General features: G+C 42.8%; 18 protein-coding genes. 9 read left to right on the top strand and 9 right to left on the bottom strand.

Annotated elements, in window-relative coordinates; genetic code table 11:
- Window positions 1-175 precede the first annotated feature (175 nt).
- Window positions 176-553 carry a methionine-R-sulfoxide reductase gene (locus M8998_RS12285; RefSeq protein WP_349665659.1) on the top strand — a complete coding sequence of 126 codons (378 nt, stop codon included), beginning with the start codon at window positions 176-178 and terminating at the stop codon, window positions 551-553.
- A 381-nt stretch (window positions 554-934) separates the two neighbouring features.
- On the opposite strand, the gene M8998_RS12280 is transcribed toward M8998_RS12285, so the two are convergent.
- Complete coding sequence (locus tag M8998_RS12280) at window positions 935-1,657, bottom strand: 3-keto-disaccharide hydrolase (RefSeq protein WP_249993277.1); 723 nt, start codon at window positions 1,655-1,657, stop codon at window positions 935-937.
- Window positions 1,658-1,724: 67 nt separating this feature from the next.
- A complete protein-coding gene (locus tag M8998_RS12275; protein WP_249993275.1) occupies window positions 1,725-2,258 on the bottom strand; it encodes an NAD(P)H-dependent oxidoreductase in 534 nt (177 codons plus the stop codon).
- Between the two features lie 92 nt (window positions 2,259-2,350).
- Here M8998_RS12275 and mutL point away from each other — a divergent pair, with 92 nt between their 5' ends.
- The 4 genes from mutL to M8998_RS12255 are packed head-to-tail and all read left to right on the top strand — an operon-like array spanning window position 2,351 to window position 6,946.
- A complete protein-coding gene (gene mutL, locus M8998_RS12270) occupies window positions 2,351-4,237 on the top strand; it encodes a DNA mismatch repair endonuclease MutL (protein ID WP_249993273.1) in 1,887 nt (628 codons plus the stop codon).
- A 24-nt stretch (window positions 4,238-4,261) separates the two neighbouring features.
- Window positions 4,262-4,975, top strand: coding sequence for a rhomboid family intramembrane serine protease (locus tag M8998_RS12265; protein WP_249993271.1), 714 nt, complete (start codon window positions 4,262-4,264; stop codon window positions 4,973-4,975).
- Between the two features lie 8 nt (window positions 4,976-4,983).
- On the top strand, window positions 4,984-5,856 hold the full coding sequence (locus tag M8998_RS12260) for a rhomboid family intramembrane serine protease (protein ID WP_249994129.1): 873 nt from the start codon (window positions 4,984-4,986) through the stop codon (window positions 5,854-5,856).
- Between the two features lie 4 nt (window positions 5,857-5,860).
- Window positions 5,861-6,946: an endonuclease/exonuclease/phosphatase family protein gene (locus tag M8998_RS12255; protein ID WP_249993269.1), complete on the top strand. Its 1,086-nt coding sequence runs from the start codon at window positions 5,861-5,863 to the stop codon at window positions 6,944-6,946.
- Window positions 6,947-6,977: 31 nt separating this feature from the next.
- Here M8998_RS12255 and M8998_RS12250 read toward each other — a convergent pair whose 3' ends face one another.
- The 3 genes from M8998_RS12250 to M8998_RS12240 all read right to left on the bottom strand — a co-directional run bounded on the left by M8998_RS12250 (window position 6,978) and on the right by M8998_RS12240 (window position 9,578).
- Window positions 6,978-7,496 (bottom strand): fumarate hydratase, encoded by a 519-nt coding sequence (locus M8998_RS12250; RefSeq protein WP_249993267.1) that lies wholly within the window; start codon window positions 7,494-7,496, stop codon window positions 6,978-6,980.
- A 13-nt stretch (window positions 7,497-7,509) separates the two neighbouring features.
- Window positions 7,510-8,907 carry a class II fumarate hydratase gene (gene fumC, locus M8998_RS12245; RefSeq protein ID WP_249993265.1) on the bottom strand — a complete coding sequence of 466 codons (1,398 nt, stop codon included), beginning with the start codon at window positions 8,905-8,907 and terminating at the stop codon, window positions 7,510-7,512.
- Between the two features lie 101 nt (window positions 8,908-9,008).
- On the bottom strand, window positions 9,009-9,578 hold the full coding sequence (locus M8998_RS12240; protein WP_249993263.1) for a hypothetical protein: 570 nt from the start codon (window positions 9,576-9,578) through the stop codon (window positions 9,009-9,011).
- Between the two features lie 136 nt (window positions 9,579-9,714).
- On the opposite strand from M8998_RS12240, the gene M8998_RS12235 reads away from it, so the two are divergent.
- Window positions 9,715-11,331, top strand: a complete 1,617-nt coding sequence (locus M8998_RS12235) for a S41 family peptidase (protein WP_249993261.1) — start codon at window positions 9,715-9,717, stop codon at window positions 11,329-11,331.
- 65 nt (window positions 11,332-11,396) lie between these two features.
- On the opposite strand, the gene nagB is transcribed toward M8998_RS12235, so the two are convergent.
- Window positions 11,397-13,313, bottom strand: a complete 1,917-nt coding sequence (nagB, locus tag M8998_RS12230) for a glucosamine-6-phosphate deaminase (RefSeq protein ID WP_249993259.1) — start codon at window positions 13,311-13,313, stop codon at window positions 11,397-11,399.
- Window positions 13,314-13,524: 211 nt separating this feature from the next.
- On the opposite strand from nagB, the gene M8998_RS12225 reads away from it, so the two are divergent.
- Window positions 13,525-14,190, top strand: a complete 666-nt coding sequence (locus M8998_RS12225; protein ID WP_249993257.1) for a TlpA family protein disulfide reductase — start codon at window positions 13,525-13,527, stop codon at window positions 14,188-14,190.
- A gap of 72 nt (window positions 14,191-14,262) precedes the next feature.
- Entirely contained in the window at window positions 14,263-15,450 is a 1,188-nt protein-coding gene (locus M8998_RS12220) for a trans-sulfuration enzyme family protein (RefSeq protein ID WP_249993254.1), read from the top strand.
- 20 nt (window positions 15,451-15,470) lie between these two features.
- On the opposite strand, the gene M8998_RS12215 is transcribed toward M8998_RS12220, so the two are convergent.
- The 3 genes from M8998_RS12215 to M8998_RS12205 all read right to left on the bottom strand — a co-directional run bounded on the left by M8998_RS12215 (window position 15,471) and on the right by M8998_RS12205 (window position 18,680).
- Window positions 15,471-16,724 (bottom strand): metallophosphoesterase, encoded by a 1,254-nt coding sequence (locus tag M8998_RS12215; RefSeq protein WP_249993252.1) that lies wholly within the window; start codon window positions 16,722-16,724, stop codon window positions 15,471-15,473.
- A 2-nt stretch (window positions 16,725-16,726) separates the two neighbouring features.
- Entirely contained in the window at window positions 16,727-17,761 is a 1,035-nt protein-coding gene (gene hemH / locus M8998_RS12210; protein ID WP_249993250.1) for a ferrochelatase, read from the bottom strand.
- Between the two features lie 70 nt (window positions 17,762-17,831).
- The gene (locus M8998_RS12205) at window positions 17,832-18,680 is read right to left on the bottom strand and encodes a 4-hydroxy-3-methylbut-2-enyl diphosphate reductase (RefSeq protein WP_249993248.1); all 849 of its coding nucleotides are present in this window, start codon (window positions 18,678-18,680) and stop codon (window positions 17,832-17,834) included.
- A 95-nt stretch (window positions 18,681-18,775) separates the two neighbouring features.
- Between M8998_RS12205 and M8998_RS12200 the strand changes: the two genes are divergently transcribed.
- Entirely contained in the window at window positions 18,776-19,093 is a 318-nt protein-coding gene (locus M8998_RS12200) for a Rieske (2Fe-2S) protein (RefSeq protein ID WP_249993246.1), read from the top strand.
- Window positions 19,094-19,110: the final 17 nt, after the last annotated feature.

Raw genomic sequence — 19,110 nt, 5'->3', positions numbered from 1 at the left:
TTTATAACCGTTCTAAATAATTAGCGTAAAAGGCCGTTTAAACGGGTTTATTTCGTATTTTTGTGCAGTGAAAGGAAACAATTTGCGCATGAAAACACTTATAAATCTGAGCTTCATTTGCATTTCAATGCTCTGCATGAATTGTAGTCATGAACCCGTTAAAAATAGAACAGAAATGAACAACGACAAGTATAACGAATTAACAGCAGAAGAGAAATATGTAATCGAAGACAAAGGGACTGAGCGTCCTTTTACTGGCTCATTACTGGACAATAAACAGCAGGGTACTTACGTATGTAAACGTTGTGATGCGCCATTGTACCGTTCAGAAGATAAATTTGAATCTTTCTGCGGATGGCCAAGTTTTGATGACGAGATTGAAGATGCGGTAAGACGCGAAACAGATGCCGATGGGCGCCGTACCGAAATCTTGTGTAATACCTGTAATGCCCATCTGGGTCATGTATTCGAAGGTGAAGGTTTCACCACCAAAGATACTCGACACTGCGTAAACTCCATCTCTATGAAATTCGTAGCAGAAGTGGTGAAATAGTTTTTTAGAGGTTGAGGGAGTTAATAATAAAGTTAATATGTTTGATAAAGAAAAGTGAGATTGCCACAGCCTCGTACCTCGGCTTTGCAAAGAGGTATGATATGGCAATCCGACGGATCGCATTCCTTCCCGCCGTCCTTGCGAGGAGACACAACGCGGCAATCTAAGGGATTGAATGACACCTTGTATGGTTTTGGATTGCCGCACCCTCATGCTTCGGGTTCGCAATGACGACTCTTCCTTAACTGACGACCTTTCTTGACTTCGTCATCGCGCGGAGGTACGACAACGCGATCTTAATTATTGAACCCAGAAGGTTCAAAGATTGCCGCAGCCTCGTGCCTCGGCTTCGCAATGACGCAACTCCGAAGGAAACCAGTCTTAAAGCAGTTGCTTAATTCGGATATTTCGGAAGGAAACCGAATCGGTGTGATTTTGCAAAGCAATCTTTCCTGATGGATATTTTCCAAAGTCGGGATAGGCCGTGATAGGACTATTACTGACTAATTCTTGAAACGCAGGCGAATTGATTTCGCGTTCAAAGGTGAGTTTTTCGTTTAACCAAAAGCTCACCTTTCCTTTTTGCTGTACAATTCGCGCTTTATTCCATTGTCCATAGGGCAATGGCAATGAGTTTTCTGCCAAGCAATCTACTGAATACAAGCAACCCGCCCAATGGGTAGAATCGCGCTGATGGCGTAGCTCGGCATATTGATTATCCAACAATTGCATTTCCAAGCCGGTGGCAAATGTAGCGGCATAGGCCGAATCTTCTTTTACATTAATCAGAATTCCGCTATTCCCTCCTTTATTTACTTTCCACTCCAGGGCCAGTTCAAAATCTTCGTAATCATCATCCGTAATAAGATCTCCAAATATGCCATCGGCTTTGTGGGGATCACAAGTTAGTTCACCTTGATCTACCTTCCACTTCGATACCACATTCCCGGCATTATAAAGATGCCAACCAGCCAGAGAATCGCCTATTAATAAATCGTTCCATTCTCCTACTTTATGCTCCTGCTTCGCGATAGCTTGTTTCTTATCCCGCTGCGCGCAGCTAGAAATCATCAGTATAATCAAGATATTGAATAGAATTCTCATAAAAACTTACATTGAGCACACAAGATAGGGATTGCATCAATAAAACGAATGATGCTCATGTTTTATGTTACAAAGCATTTAAAAAATCCATATATAATGGTACACTTCGAGCAATCCACGGTTCTTGCACGTTAAGCTCCAGATCATAGTACGCAAATAATGGACGGTAATCCGCTTTCACATATTCAAAGGTCAGTTCGAAGGGACGCGTTAACTCGTCTAAAGTATATTTATACTTTTCTTCTGGCATGTATACATCTTCTGCTACTCCCGCAGAGATTGCCAGAGCGATTTTTTTACCGGCCATCTTAAAACCACTTTTGCTACCATATGCCCAACCATAGGTGAGCACCTCATCCTGCCAAGTTTTGAAAAGTGGCGGGCTGCTAAACCAATACAATGGAAACTGGAAGACAATTTTATCATATTGCTCCACAAGCCGCTGTTCTGCCTCTACATCAATCATTCTATCTCGATAGTGATGATACAAATCATGTATATGATAACGATCGGGATATTGTTGCAACTCGCTAATCCATCTTTTATTTATTACCGAACTTTCCAAATCCGGATGTATAACTATAACTAATACTTTTTCCATTCTACTCGTTTCAATTTTGAAAACCAATATCCACCTTTATTTTTCGACTAATGTCATCCGGCGATAATAAAGCATTTTCGTAACTTCGCGTTATGACGTCGGATATCATTCAACTATTGCCGGATGCCGTGGCCAACCAGATCGCTGCTGGAGAAGTTGTACAACGACCCGCCTCGGCAGTGAAAGAACTTGTAGAGAACGCTATTGATGCTGGAGCAGATCAGATTAAACTGATCGTAAAAGACGCCGGAAAATCACTCATCCAAGTCATTGACAATGGCTGTGGCATGAGTGTCACAGATGCGCGTTTATGTTTTGAGCGCCATGCTACTTCAAAAATCAGAAAGGCAGAAGACTTGTTTGCTATCCGCACAATGGGATTTCGTGGTGAGGCCATGGCCTCCATTGCAGCGATTGCGCACGTTGAATTGCGTAGCAGACGCGTGGAAGATGAGCTAGGCACCATTGTACAAATTGAAGGCTCTACGGTCATTGATCAATACCCCGAAAATATTCCCGCGGGCACCAATATCTGTATCAAGAATTTATTCTTTAACATTCCTGCACGCCGCAATTTTCTTAAAAGCAACGCGGTGGAAATGCGGCATATCATTGATGAATTTCAACGGGTCGCACTAGCGCATCCCGAGATCAGCTTCTCCTTACACAGCGATGGCAATGAGGTATTTCGTTTGCCGAAGGAAGTTCTCAAACAGCGCATTGTACATTTGTTTGGAAATAGCTATAATCAACGGTTGGTGCCTGTGGAAGAAGATACCACGATCCTACGCGTTCAGGGTTTTGTGGGCAAGCCAGAATTTGCAAAAAAAACACGCGGAGAGCAGTTTTTCTTTGTGAACAAACGCTTTGTGAAAGATCCCTATCTGAATCATGCCGTTATGAATGCCTTTGAAGACATTCTCCCGTCAGACTCATTCCCATTCTATGTGTTATGTATTGATATTGATCCGGCAAAGATAGATATCAACGTGCACCCGACCAAAACAGAGATCAAGTACGAAGATGAGAAATCCATCTACGCTATTTTGCGTTCTGCTGTAAAGCGCTCATTAGGCCGATATAATATCGCACCCACTTTGGACTTTAATCAGGAGACGAGTTTTAACCATATGATTTCTCAAAAGCCATTGGACGAGATTCAAGCACCAACGATTACGTTCAATCCTAGCTTTAATCCATTTGAAGCAGAAGGCGGCGGCAACGCTACGCGCACATCTACCAGAAGTGCAGACTATGCGCTTGGTTTTGAGAAAAAGACGGCTATACCACAAAACTGGGATACTTTATATCAGATCACTGAACAGGATAACGCGGCACAACAATTGCCTTTGATTCCTACACAAGAAGAGGCAACAGCAGAGAAAGAAGAGATCAAGACTGGTTTAGTAAAACAGCCTTTTCAGCTACACAACAAATATATCGTCTCGCAAATACATTCGGGCTTTATGCTAATCGATCAGCAAGCGGCACACGAGCGCATCTTGTATGAGCAGTTTTTGGAGCATCTGGAGCGTCAACAAGGATTAAGTCAGCAAAGCTTGTTCCCGCAAACCATTGAACTGAGCAATGCAGACGCCGCATTAATGCAGGATATACTACCCGACATACAGTCTCTTGGATTCCAGCTACGACCATTTGGAAAAACAACGTATATTGTAGACGGTATTCCAGCAGATGTAGGCAACCACCTAGACGAAACCAAAGTGATCGAGCAATTGCTGGAAGATTTTAAAAATAACAAAGATGAGCTCAAAGTTAGCAAGCGGGAAAACCTGGCAAAAAGTCTGTCGCGTAGTGCTGCTTTAAAAACCGGCACGCCGCTTGACCATACTTCGATGGCCAATCTGATTGATAAACTCTTTGCCTGCGCTGTGCCGAACATCTCATTACAAGGAAAACCGATCATCATTACGTTTACGCTACAAGAGTTAGCGGAACGATTTGCCAAAACACTGTAACATAAACTATACTAAAAAGATTGTATGAACCCGTTGAATAATTTACCACCGATTGCCAAAAATCTGCTTATTATTAATGTTATTTTCTTTGTCGGGTCAGCAATCTTTTCTGGATCTACGTTCTTCTTTGGCGTTTTTTATCCGGACTCTCCCTTATTCAAAATCTGGCAACCCATCACGTACATGTTTATGCATGGCAACTTGATGCATATCTTTTTTAATATGTTTGCGTTGGTCATGTTTGGTGCCATCATAGAGCAATCTTTGGGCAATAAACGGTTTTTAAATTATTATTTGATTTGTGGATTAGGTGCGTTAGTATTACAATATGGTGTACAGGCTATAGAAGTGTATCAGATTACGGGTACGGTCAGCGCACGTGATTGGTTGGACATAGACTTGTATAGTAATAGTGTGCGACCAACCCGCCCGATGGATCCAGAAAGTTACGACTTACTTCGCTCGATTTATACCACACCGATGGTGGGTGCATCAGGAGCTGTTTTCGGATTGCTATTAGCATTTGCTTATTTGTACCCAAATATGCCGTTGCAGTTCTTATTTATTCCCGTGCCTATAAAAGCTAAATACTTTGTAGGAGGATATATCCTGATTGAGGTTTACCTTGGCTTTGCCAACAGTGGTTCTTCTATTGCGCATTTGGCTCACGTAGGAGGTGCCTTATGTGGATTTATCTTACTGAAAGTCTGGGGAATCAGACGGACTAACTTTTATTAGAGATTGTGATGCATAGCGAGGGTACTTTGAAGGAATTTCTGCGAACTACGTATCGCTCAGGATCTCCTGTACCGTATATTATCTCGGCAAAAGTATTGGTTTTTGTGTTGATCTATATATTTGATCTATTGCACGACACAGAAACTATCGCTGCACCGCTATTTGATCAAGCATTAGCTAGCCTTAGTCTTCCAAAAACATTCCCGTTATTTCTACAACAGCCGTGGTCCTTGCTCACGTATTCTTTACTCAATCAAACACTATTCGAGTTACTATTTGACTGTCTGTGGCTTTATTGGACGGGGCGTATTTTCCTCAACCTACTACAAACCAGACAACTCCTAACCGTATACCTTGGCGCTATTTTTCTAGGCGGCTTTGTTTATCTAGCTTTTGGACAGCTCACCCTATTTGCAGAGCAGGGTGCGCCCTACTTATATAGCGGTGCAGTAGCTAATGCAGCAGTCATCGGCTCTTTGCTTATCCTAGTGCCAGAGTCAGAAATTCGGCTCTTTTTATTTGGCAATGTACGCCTCCGTACCATTGGATTAATATATTTGGCATTACAATTGGGATATTACATGATGGTAGATCAGTCGGCTGCTGGATCGTATACGGCCGGAATAGTTTGGGGAGTAGCTTTTATGTTAACTTTGAAGCAAGGAAACGATTGGAGTCATTTCTTTCGTAAGCAAAAAAAGAGAACACTAAAGGTTGTGCACCATAAACCCAAAGGCCCTACGTACAAAAGCTATCGGGCAGATCTTCCTAATCAGGAAGTCATTGATGAAATTTTAGACAAAATATCTCTGAACGGATACGATAGTCTAAGTACATTGGAAAAAGAAATCCTCTTTAAAGCCAGTAAGCAGGAAAAATAGTACCATGCCCAGACACACGAACAAACTTGGTTTCTTTAGTAAATCTGTATTGCTTATAAACGTACTAGCAGTATTGGCATTAATTGCTAGTTATTCAGCTTCATTTATTAACCCGACATTCTTCTGGCCAACGGCACTTTTCGGCCTCGCATACCCACCTATTCTTCTAGCAAATATCATTTTTGTAATTTATTGGTTAGTGAGAAGACCCCTCTTTGCCCTTGCGTCTTTTGTAACCATACTTATTGGATGGCCGCTCATGACCAAACATGTTGCCTTCAATAGTGTAACCGAACATGAGAAAGATAGTGTACTTCGTGTGATGTCTTACAATGTGCATTTATTTGAAGCTATTCAGGATCGGAATACGCATACGCAAGATAGTGTAATCAAGCTCGTACAAGACAACAAGCCTGATGTGCTTTGCATGCAGGAATTTCAAAGTACGGTTGTCGGAGAACAAAAGTTTACGGAGAAAGTGAAGAAAACCTGTGGCTTTAAAGACTACTACTTTTCACCAGCCAATAAGAATTCTTATCATGGATATGGTCATGTGGTATTTTCAAAATACCCTATCGTTGATGCCGGCGTGATCAACGATTATTCTTATGGCATCAACCGGATTGTGTTTACCGACATTGTCAAAGACCTGGATACCATCAGAATATATAATGTACATCTTCGCTCTTTCCTATTACAGGATGAGGACAAAGATTTTATCAAGAACCCATCTGGCGCTCAAGACGAAAAAGTAGCCACCAAGCGCGTAGGTCGTAAGCTGAAAGATGCATTTTACTACCGCAGCAGACAAGTGGAGCATTTACTAGCACATTTTGACACCACTAAATATCCAAAGCTGGTGATGGGCGACTTCAATGATACGCCCATGTCTTACAGTGTAAATACGATTGGGAAAAACATGAACAATGCTTTCCAAAAGAAAGGTAATGGTTGGGGTGTCACTCACTTTGAGGTATTTCCGATCTTACAGATTGATTATATCTTTTCGGATTTTGAAGTGCTGGACTATGGTATCATTAAACGGAAGTTTTCTGATCATTATCCCATATGGGCAGATGTAAAATTATAGGCAGGCTAACCTTTTTACTTCACCAGCTGTTTTAATACTCCCAACGCGGCTTCGGCACACAGGTAATATCAGCCGTCTTGCGCAAGACAATTGCCCGTTGATCGTATCGGCTTTCTAGTACGATACTATCTGCACCCTGTGCTGTTATTTTGAATCTTGGAATATAAGTTCCTTGTCGATAGCACCCGGAGATCTTTTGTTTCCAATTAGGCTTAGTATATACGCCATCTACGATCAAACTATCTCCACGCACCACATAAACGCCTTTGGCATATTCTTTCCAACGGCCTGATCCGAAGCAGCTATCTGGCATATTTTTTACGGTAGAATTCATATGAAAAGTAGCATAGATGGAATCGCAGGTCACCTTGAATTCGTGCAGCGTATAATGCAACATCTCTTCTTGACCTGGAATAGTATCCTGCACCCATTCGCCTTGAAAAAAATCAGCACCTGCAGTCTGCATGTCAGATTGCCGTACGCAGCTAGCAGAAAACAAAAGCATGCCCACTAAAAGTAGGCATGCTTTGCTACGATATCTTTTTATCATCGTAAATATTATACTATTTGATGCTTCCAACCATCGTTTCCGGGCGCACCCAAGCGTCGAAGTCTTCGGCCGATACATACCCCAAACGAACAGCTTCCTCTTTCAAAGTAGTGCCATTTTTATGTGCCGTTTGCGCGATTTCTGCCGACTTGTAATAGCCAATTTTGGTATTCAAGGCAGTAACTAACATCAACGAGTTGTCTACCAACTCTTGAATACGGGTATGATTGGGTTCAATTCCTTGTGCACAGTGTGCATCGAAAGACATACAAGCATCTCCGATAAGACGTGCCGACTGCAAGAAATTGTAGGCCATCAATGGTTTGAACACGTTCAATTCATAATGTCCTTGTGTTCCTCCGATCGTAATCGCCACATCATTGCCCATCACCTGTGCCGCCACCATCGTCAATGCTTCACACTGTGTAGGATTCACCTTTCCTGGCATGATAGACGATCCTGGTTCATTCTCTGGAATTAATATTTCACCAATTCCCGAACGAGGGCCTGAAGCTAACATACGGATATCATTGGCAATCTTATTTAAAGAAACTGCTAACTGCTTCAATGCGCCATGTGATTCTACAATGGCATCATGCGCTGCCAAAGCCTCAAACTTGTTGGGTGCCGTTACAAAAGGAAGACCCGTAAAGTCAGCAATATAGTTGGCTACCAACACATCATATCCTTCTGGTGCATTTAACCCGGTACCTACTGCCGTACCACCCAATGCGATTTCCGATAAATGAGACAGGCTGCTTTTCAACGAACGCAAACCATAGTCCAATTGTGCTACATAGCCAGAGATTTCCTGGCCTAGGGTAATTGGCGTCGCATCCATCAAGTGAGTTCTACCAATTTTTACCACTTCTTTAAAATCAGCAGATTTCTTCGCCAGGGTATTACGCAACTGCGTGACGCCTGGGATGGTGGTCTCTACCACCGCTTTGTACGCAGCGATGTGCATACCTGTAGGGTAGGTATCGTTAGAAGATTGTGATTTATTAACATCATCATTCGCTTTTAATACAGGCTCGCCTTCTCCAATCTGACCACCAGCTAGTACTTGCGCACGATTGGCAATTACTTCGTTCAGGTTCATATTAGATTGTGTTCCAGATCCTGTTTGCCAGATCACCAATGGAAAATGTTCATCTAGCTTACCGGCTAATATTTCATCACAAACTGCAGCGATAGCATCTCTTTTCTCTACAGGCAAAACTCTCAAATCGTAGTTAGCATATGCGGCAGCTTTCTTCAAGTAAGCGAAGCCATCAATCACTTCCTTCGGCATAGATGCAGAGGGGCCTATTTTAAAATTGTTCCGTGAACGCTCCGTCTGTGCTCCCCAGTACTTGTCTGCAGGAACCTGGACTTCACCCATGGTATCCTTCTCGATTCTGAATGACATAGTAAAAAATTAATGTTATTGTATAAAGCAAAGTTAATGAAAATAAGCCTGCTTATGGAATCCACAGGCCACCCTAGACAAGTTGAAATGTCACATTAAGGTCACATACCCAATCTTCTGGTCATGTGTTCCCTGATGTGATGATACAGTTGTTTAGGCTTTAGCGTACGCCATGGAAAATTATTTAGATAATCGCCAAAGCTCACATAATAATCGATCTGATTGCGCACAAATTCTTCAATCACATGCGGTCGGAAGTTGAGACCCACGATCCATCCATCTTCAATATCCTGAAACCATTCCTCGTAATAAGAATCATCCGATGCATGAAAGTTCAATACGTTCTCGCCGATTAATACAAATTGGCTGACCCCGGCATCAATCAGCATGTCGATAATTTCTCGCTTCATCAACATGATGTCGTTGTAGATCGCATCATTCCACTCTCCGATCAGCTCAATAATTGCGTAACCACGATCGTAGTCGGCATATAATATTTTGAGGTATAATGTATTCGACCCGAACTCATCCCACTGCGGGTGCAGCAGAAAGTTGTAGATCTTCTTATCAAATTCAAACTCACTGTACTCTATCCCGAAAAATGGACTTCGCTCATCTTCCGAGGCAATGTAATCATCTCTCCAGTTGTAAAAAGGCTCTATTTCGTGCATTTAAAGATTTTTTCAAATATTACAAATTATTTATTTTTATAAAAATTTGTTGGACTGCATTTTGCAGATAAAATAATTGTTATTACATTCTTAACATTGTGATTTTGCAAGTAATTTTGCTGTCCAAACCACGTAGATGCAGAAGGAGACTAGGAAAAATATTTTTGTTGCCGCCACTTATGGCGCGACCTTAGTGCTGGGGTTAATTTTGGGACAAAATTATGCAGATCAGCAAGGTAATAAGCCGGGCAATACGTTGGTACCTATCGGCCTTTCAGACAACACGTATAAATTACAACAAGTTGTAGATCTTATCTCTGCTGCCTATGTGGATAGCATTAATACCGACTCTATACAAAACGGGGCGATTAACCACATTATTGCCCATCTAGATCCTTATTCTACCTTTCTGCTACCAAAAGAATCTCAATCGCAAACTGAGATTCTGGAAGGAACTTTTGAAGGCATTGGAATGGAGTATTTCAACCTCAATGATACACTCCTTATTGTAGGGCTAATCACAAACGGACCAGCCGACAAAGCGGGGTTTAAAGTTGGTGATCGCATTCTACGCATCGACAACAAGCAGTTAGCAGGCGTAGGCATATCCAAAGAGGAAGTGGATAGGTTGATCCGAGGCAATCGTGGTACGGAAGTGAGCTTTCATATCAAACGGGACAATATTGAGCTTCCTGTTCCGATAAAAGCTATCCGCGATCAGATCAATGTAAGCTCATTAGACGTTGCTTACATGATTGAGCCGACCGTAGGGTTCGTTCGCATCCGTAGATTTGGGCAGCGCACCGCAGATGAGTTTCGCTCGGCAATCATTCAGCTCAAGAAACAGGGCGCACAAAGTTTGGTATTAGATCTTCGTGATAATGGCGGGGGGTACTTTCACGTAGCCATTCAGTTGGCTGGCGAATTCTTCGCAGACAAACGTCTAATTGTATATACCGAAGGAGCGCATGAGAAACGTCGGGAATACTTTTCGGAGCGTCCGGGAGAGTTTAAAGACGGGAAGTTGGTGGTATTGGTTAACGATCGTACGGCATCTGCTAGTGAGGTCGTTGCTGGCGCCATCCAAGACTGGGATCGCGGCACCATCATCGGCCGGCGAAGCTATGGTAAAGGCATTGTGCAGGAGCAGTTTGATTTCGCTGACGGCTCTACCATTAACCTGAGCATTGCCAAGTACTTCACCCCTCTGGGTAGAAGTATCCAAAAGAAATATAGAGCGAACTGGTCTAATATGGACTCATCTGTCGGCATGACCAAAGGTTTATGGGCTTTAGATACGCTCTACGCACACGGGCAGGCCTACAAAACGGGTATGGGTCGGGAAGTATATAGCGGTGGCGGCATTGTCCCCGACGTATTGATTCCTAGAGATTATAATGAGTTGAGCCTTTTATATCAGCAGATCACAAAGTCTAGCTACCTAGATCAGTTTGTCTACGAGCGCTTTACCAAACAGCTTCCGGCGTATTCTATCGAGAACTTTTTGCAAGGTTATGATTTGCCATATAGTGAGTACCTCGCCTTTATTCGGTTTCTCAATGTTACAGGGGGAATTGAGGTATCGCCACAAAAACAGCGCGATTTGCACGATCTGATTCAGACCGATATTGAGGCGCTGGTTGGAAGGTACTATTTTGGCCGCGAGGCGTATTTCAAAGTAAAAAACCGGGACGATAAGTATATTAAAAAAGCGATGGAGGCTTTGTTACCGCAACTATTGGTAAAGCAATAGGCCTTCCGAAAATGAGTTTCGAAAGGCCTATTTTTATTATTGCTGCCGCAATAAATGGTATGAATTTAGAATTTCCAGCGCACGAATGCTTCAATCGCTTCGTAATTTGCCAATCCTAATTTGTGATATAAACCTGCCGTTTCGCTGGTACGATCCTCTGCGCGCACCCAAAATTCACGAGGATCATCTCCTGGGAACACGGGCACATCTTTCTGCGATTGGTGCTTGAAGATTGCGATACGTTTACGTTTTACCTCTTGCGGAGATAGTGGCACGGCCATTTCAATTTCATGAATTGGATATTCATGCCAAGCGCCACGATACAACCACAACCAGCAGTCTTTTGTCCACTCATCGGTTTCTCTCAACCGGAGCAGTGCCTGCAAAATAATATCAAAACAGACTCTATGTGTCCCATGAGGATCCGCGAAATCTCCCGCTGCAAATACCTGTTGAGGTTTTACATGACGCAGTAACTCCATGGTTTGTTGTATATCATCTTCAAAGTCTATTTCCTTAGAAAATTTGCCTCGATCGTAGAACGGCAAATCCTGAAAATGGATATGTTCATCTGGCAAACCGACAAAGCGTGCTCCCGCAATAGCTTCGCCTTTACGGATCAAACCTTTGATAGTTCGTATGACTTCAGGATCGACTTGATTAGGCCTTTTAGAAGCAAAGAAGGCTCTTGCATCATCGTATATCTGTTGTTTCGCCTGTTTTTCTTCACCGATTGATGCAAAATCGATAACAAATTCAAGATAGCGCAGCACATCATCATCCCACACCGCCGTATTTCCAGAAGTCTGGTAAGCCACATGTACTTGATGGCCTTGATCTGCTAGGCGAATAAATGTTCCTCCCATCGAGATCACATCGTCATCTGGATGTGGAGAGAAAAGAATGACATTTTTGGAGGCAGGTTCTGCACGCTCCGGACGATTAGAATCATCAACTCCCGGCTTGCCACCTGGCCAACCTGTAATCGTGCGTTGCAATTCGTTGAACACCCGAATATTGATACCGTATGCTGGCCCCTTTTCAGTAACCAACTGTGCCATACCATGTGTATTATAATCGTCGTCTGTAAGCTTCAAAATGGCTTTGTCTAACTCCAGAGAAAGCCAGACTACCGCCTTTTTCGCTAATTCATCTGTCCATACCACATCCTCGGCCAACCAAGGTGTGTCAAAGCGCGTCAGCAAAGAGGCAGCATCCTGATCCAAGATGAACTCTACATTTTCGGATAGCTGCAAGTAGGTTGCAGGAATGTCGGCAGAAAGTTCACCTTCGATCGCCTTCTTAACAATTTCGGCTTTCTTCTCATTCCAAGCCATCAGGATAATTTCCTTCGCTTTGAAGATCGTGCCGACGCCCATCGTGATTGCTTTGGTAGGTACATTTTCCTTTCCACCAAAATCTCTTGAAGCATCTCTTCGCGTCAAGTCATCCAAAGTGACTAAACGCGTACCCGAATTCGGAGCAGAACCTGGCTCATTGAAACCAATGTGCCCGGTACGACCAATACCCAACAATTGAATATCCAAGCCGCCATAGCTGCTGATTTTTCGTTCGTAATCTTCGCAATAAGCATGTACCTGCTCTGGATCGACCGTACCGTCCGGGATATGAATATTTTCTACCGGAATGTCTACCAGGTCAAATAGATGTTTTTTCATAAAAGAAACATAACTCTGGTCTGCCGTTGGCTGCATCGGATAGTATTCATCCAGGTTGAAAGTCACCACATTTTGAAAGCTTAATCCTTCCTCGCGGTGTAGACGTACCAACTCCCGATACACTTTAATTGGTGTAGCTCCAGTAGCCAATCCTAAGATTGCCTTTTCACCATTGTGCTGCTTGCTTTGAATTAAGTGTGAAATACGATGGGCTACGTCTATCGACGCCTCGTCAGCCGTTGGATATACCTTCACAGGCACCTTCTCAAACCGAGTTTCTTCTAATAAATTTAATCTGGCCATTCTATTAAAAATAAGTTTAAATTACGGTAGTGTAGAATAGCAAATGTAACGAAAAACACAGAAAATTTTGGCCGGATCGAAGAATATTGGGCAAATATATTCAATTGTAGACAAATCATTTCTAGTATGATTAGAAGATGATCTTTGCTATTTAAACTTTTTCATCTTACCAAGTCTAACTTTAATTAATTTTACAAAAACGACGAATTTTATGAAGTCATTAATTGCATTATTGATATTTTGTTTGCCCATCCTAGCAATTGCACAATCTAAGGAGGAATTACTGGAAAAAATAGCAGCAAATAAAAAAGACGTGGGCAGCATTGCATTGATCCAGAAAGTCGGCGGCTACGACCCTGATTACAAAGAATTGACGGCACTATTTAAAACATTGGACAAGAAGGTAAGAAAAACCACACAAGGGCAGGTTTTCGACCGTTATTTAAAAGCCTTGGAAAGCAGTTCGGTTGGTAAGAAAGCCCCTAGTATTACACAATTTGACCTAGAAGGATCACCTTACGCACTTTCGGACCTGCAAGGGCAGTATGTGTTAGTAGATTTTTGGGCAAGCTGGTGCCCTCCTTGTCGTGCTGAAAATCCGAAATTAGTGGCGCTATACAATGAATTTAAAGGTAAAAACTTTGAGATTCTCGGTATTTCATTTGATTCAGAGTTTGATAATTGGGCAAAAGCCGTTAAAGATGATAATTTGAGCTGGAAACACATCTCTGATCTCCAAGGCTGGAATAACTACGCCAGCTTAATTTATGGGGTAAAAGCAATTCCCCAAAATATTCTGGTAGATCCTAAAGGAATCATTATCGGTAGAAATCTTCATGGTGAAGATTTAAGAACCAAGCTGCTCGAAGTATTGTAATATCTCTACCGACCTACCACCTATAGTCTACTGGTTTACCAGACTTTTTTGTATATTAGAAAAAAAGACGCGATGAGGAATTTGGAAACCGATTTGATTCATAAGGGTGAGCAGTACAATGAGACACGGGCAATTACGCCCCCAATTTACCAAACTGCCACGTATATTGCTGGCGAAACCATTGATGAACAACTAGCGGATGCCACTTCCACCAAATCGCCTTTCTTCTATCATCGGCACGGAAATCCCACAAATAGCCAGCTAGGTGAAATATTAGCTAAACTAGAGAAAACAGAAGATGCCCTTCTTCTAGCTACGGGTATGGCTGCCATTTCTACTGCAGTATTGACTTGTGTTGTAGCAGGAGATCATGTTATTGCGCAACATGCACACTATGCTGCTGCGCAGGTATTCTTTAAGGAGTTTCTTCCCGCCTATGGCATTGAGGTTACGCACGTTGATCAAACGGACATCGCGAATTTCGAAGCGGCCGTACAGAAAAACACCAAGTTGATTTATGTAGAAACGCCCTCTAATCCGAACCTAGAAATCACAGATTTGGAAGCGGTAGCGCAATTGGCTCGAAATAATAAGATTTTTACAATCGTAGACAACACCTTTGCATCACCTATAAACCAAACACCGCGTGATTTTGGTATAGATGCTGTAGTACATAGCGCGACCAAATACTTGGGAGGACATAGCGACCTTACCGCAGGGGCTATTTGCGGCAGCAAAGAATTTATTCATCAAGCCTGGCGCAAATCACTCTTACTAGGCGCCTCCCTCAGCCCGATGGATTCTTGGCTATTATTACGAGGTTTGAAAACTCTTACTCTTCGGATCAAACAAATCAACGAAAACGCATTAGAACTTGCCACTTGGCTGGAGGGGCAGCAAGGGATTAAAAAAGTAACCTACGCCGGCTTACCATCTCATTCGCAGCATGCTTTGGCAAAGAAACAAATGCATGGATTTACAGGAATGCTCACGATAGAATTATCAGGAGATAGCGAACAAATCGGCTATAGCAACGCGCAGACGGTATTAAAGCAACTTGAAATTTTTGCCAATGCCGTTAGCTTAGGCGGTGTGGAATCTTTGGTTACACACCCCGCGAGCCTTTGGAACTCTGTGCAACAGCGCGAAGCCGGAGTTAAACCTTTATTTCCCCTAGGTTTACTGCGCATCTCGGTAGGCATAGAGCACATCGATGATCTGAAAGCAGACTTGAAGCAAGCCCTGCTATCATTAATTTAACATCCAGACAAAAAGGAATATTATCCCTGTCCTCGAAGTAACTCGAAGATCGTGATCTCTGGCAATACACCTACTCTGCCTGGGTAGCCTAAGAAGCCAAAGCCTGTATTCACGTACAATTGCTTGTTGCCCTCTTGGTACAATCCTGCCCACTCTGGATAAATATACTGTGCTGGACTCCATTGAAAGTTTTCTGCGCGCACGCCAAACTGCATACCGTGCGTATGTCCGGCAAACATCGCATCCACATCCGTATCCAATACTTGTGCACGCCAATGTGATGGATCGTGCGACATCAGCAATTTGACGGCATCTTCCTCTGTGCCTTTCAAGGCTTTAGCAAGATCTCCCTTTTTAGGAAATCTGCCCATGCCCCAGTTTTCAACACCGACAATAGAAATACTTTCATTACCCATCGTAATTCGGCGATGCTCATCGCGAAGAAGATCCCACCCCATAACTTTGTGCGTCTCTATCAGGTCTTTGAAATTTTTGCGCTTAGCAGCCGAATCTTCAAATCCATACTTATAATCACCATAATCGTGGTTTCCCAACACAGAGAATACGCCCAATTCGGCTTTCACTTTGGAGAAAATATCTTGATAATCGCGCATTTCCGATGCCTCATTGTTGACCAAATCTCCTGTAAAAAAAATCAAGTCTGGCTTCTCTGCCAATAGCATTTCTACACCACCTAACACTGCTTTTCGGTTGTAAAAGGAGCCGGAGTGTACGTCAGACAACTGACCTAACTTCATGCCATGAAATTCCTTTGGGAGGTTTGGAAAATACAGCTTCTGATGGCGCACTTTGTAATCGTATGCACTAGAAACAACTCCCCAAGTGAGTGGAAAAAACGGGATGGACGCTACTGCAATCCCAGATTTCAATAAGAAATCAGAACGGCTAATACCTTCCTTTTGCGTGTCAACGCGTTCTTGTTGTTCCTCGATCACGGGGTTCGGCTTTTTCTGACTAAATAGTCTAGCTAGCCATACGCCTCCGCGACGAATATCGTCGATCAGCAAAATAATCACATAGATCAGCTTGCACACAACCGTTATAAAAAAAGCTACCAATATAATGGATCGGTACATCAGTGGGATACTATATTTGTAAGAGATTAGTACGCCTATAGCCAACGCGACACTGTACCCCCACCATACCCAGCTAAACCATTTCTTTTTGGCAAATTGTATACCCGAGCTCCTTAGCGCAAAGAATATGTATAAGTCAAAAACAAAGAGTAAAATGGTATTATAAATAATCATCATAGTTAATTACTTTCATTTAATGCCAAACGTTTTAAAGAGGCAATCCATTTCGGATTAAGATTCAGGCTTTCTACCATTGCGACCTCTTCACCGCCCAACGCTTTAAATTCGTCAGCATATTCTACTTGTATCTCATCTAGCGTTTCGATACAATCTGCCACGAAAGCCGGACTAAACACCAATAAACGCTTTTTGCCCGCTGTTGCCAAATCGTGCAAAGAATCTGAGGTATAGGGTTGTATCCACGGCGTCTTGCCCAATCGGGATTGAAAGCATACGGAGTACTGCTCTGGCTGAAGTCCTAGTTTCTGCACGATAGCCCGAGTAGTGGCATAACATTGCGATACATAACAGTACGGATTGGTACTTTCTCTGCATACCGCACATCCATTACTCTCACAAGCCTCGTCTTTGCGTGGATTGATTTTTTGCAATTGCCTGACCGGCAGTCCGTGGTAGCTGAAAAGGATATGATCGAAGCTATTGAGATCATGTCGTTGTGCATGTTCGGCAATTACATCAACCAAAAGATCATCCTCACAAAAGCTATTCACAAAACTAATCGACGGAATATATTGCCATTTGCGAACGATCTCCATTACACGGTCTATGACCGAGCCCGTTGTAGCAGATGCGTACTGCGGAAACATGGGGATTACACGTATAGAATCTAACAAGATCCCTTCCATCTCACTGAGCACATCGACGAGTGAGGGGTTTTGATAACGCATCGCTAAAGCCACGTGGTATTCTTCGCCCAAAGCTGCCTGCAACATTTCCTGTTGCTTAACGCTATAATACATCAAAGGCGAACCTGTCTCCTCGTCCCAAATAGTTTTGTATGTAGCAGCAGACTTAGGCGCTCTGCGAGGTACAATAGCCCCTTTCACCAGCAAAGCTCTTGTTATATAGGGAATGTCAATCACCCGTCCATCCATCAAAAACTCATCTAAATAACGACCAACATCACGGGTAGTAGGCTTATCTGGTGTACCCAATTGTACCAGCAATATGCCTTTTTTTGCACTCTTCTTCATGTACCAGCAAATTTAAGATTTCTCGGTTATGCGGCTTGTTATAAGCGCGCAATGTGATGTAAAAATGACCTTAGAGCGTCTCGAGTGATGCCTTTACATCTTTCATTAACCACATCGGAGTCGAAGTAGCACCGCAGATGCCCACCGACTCGTTTGTTTGAAAAAGCGTCGAGTCCAGTTCAGTTACATCAGACACAAAGTAGCTGTTAGGGTTCGCAGTTTTGCACACTTCATATAATACTTTCCCATTGGAAGATTTCTTTCCGGAAACAAAGACTATACGATCGTATGCTTTCGCGAAGCCCAGCAAATCCTCGTACCGATTAGATACTTGTCGGCAGATGGTATCATTCGCTTTCACTTGATAACCGCGATTGATTAACTCCTCTTTAATCGAATAGAATTTATCGACACTCTTAGTCGTTTGGCTGTATAAAGTAAATGACTCTGGCAGTTCCACGTCGTCCAGCTCAGCAATATCCTGAAAAACGAGCGCTTCATCGTTAGTCTGGCCTTTCAGACCAATCACCTCGGCATGACCGTGTTTACCAAAAATTAGAATTTTTTCGGCGTTATCATGCGATGTTTTAATGCGATTTTGCAATTTTAATACTACAGGACATGATGCATCGATCAGCGTAATGTTATTTTCAAGTGCAGTTCGGTACGTTTCTGGCGCCTCGCCGTGTGCACGAATCAATACTTTTGCATTTTGCAACCCCGGCAAATCGGCATGACTAATGATCTGTAGTCCTTTAGCCTTTAGCCTTGCTACCTCTTCATCATTATGTACTATGTCGCCCAGACAATAAAGTTGCCCTTCTTCTTCTAAAATCTCTTCAGCCATATCTATGGCATAGACGACTCCAAAACAAAAACCTGAATCCTTGTCAATGGTAACTTGTAAATTTTTCGACATAGTATACAAAGATAATCAATAGATGCGAGATCTAACTCTGTGCCAATCTGCATTTATATGCAACGATTATGCCTACAATTTGTTCATCTTTATATATGATATGGCACGAATTTAAACTCCCAAAAAAAGAAGGTGTATCAGAGATACAGGTAGATGGCAAGAAACTTTGTATTATCTACCAATCGGGTACACCCCATATTACTAGTGCCAAATGCCCTCATGCCGGTGCTGACCTATCTCAAGGCTGGTGCGAAGGCGGCAAATTGATTTGTCCGTTTCACCGCCATGGGTTTGACATCCAGACGGGACGAGGAAATCCAGGGCAAGGAAACTACATCAACACCTATCCTGTAAAGGAAGAAAATGGCACCTGGTATGTAGGCATTACCAAACCTTGGTGGAAAATATTTTGATGAAATGATCTAACAAC

Source organism: Sphingobacterium sp. lm-10 (assembly GCF_023554555.1).
In the GTDB taxonomy this organism is placed as follows: domain Bacteria; phylum Bacteroidota; class Bacteroidia; order Sphingobacteriales; family Sphingobacteriaceae; genus Sphingobacterium.
This window is presented reverse-complemented; position numbering and strand designations above follow the sequence as displayed.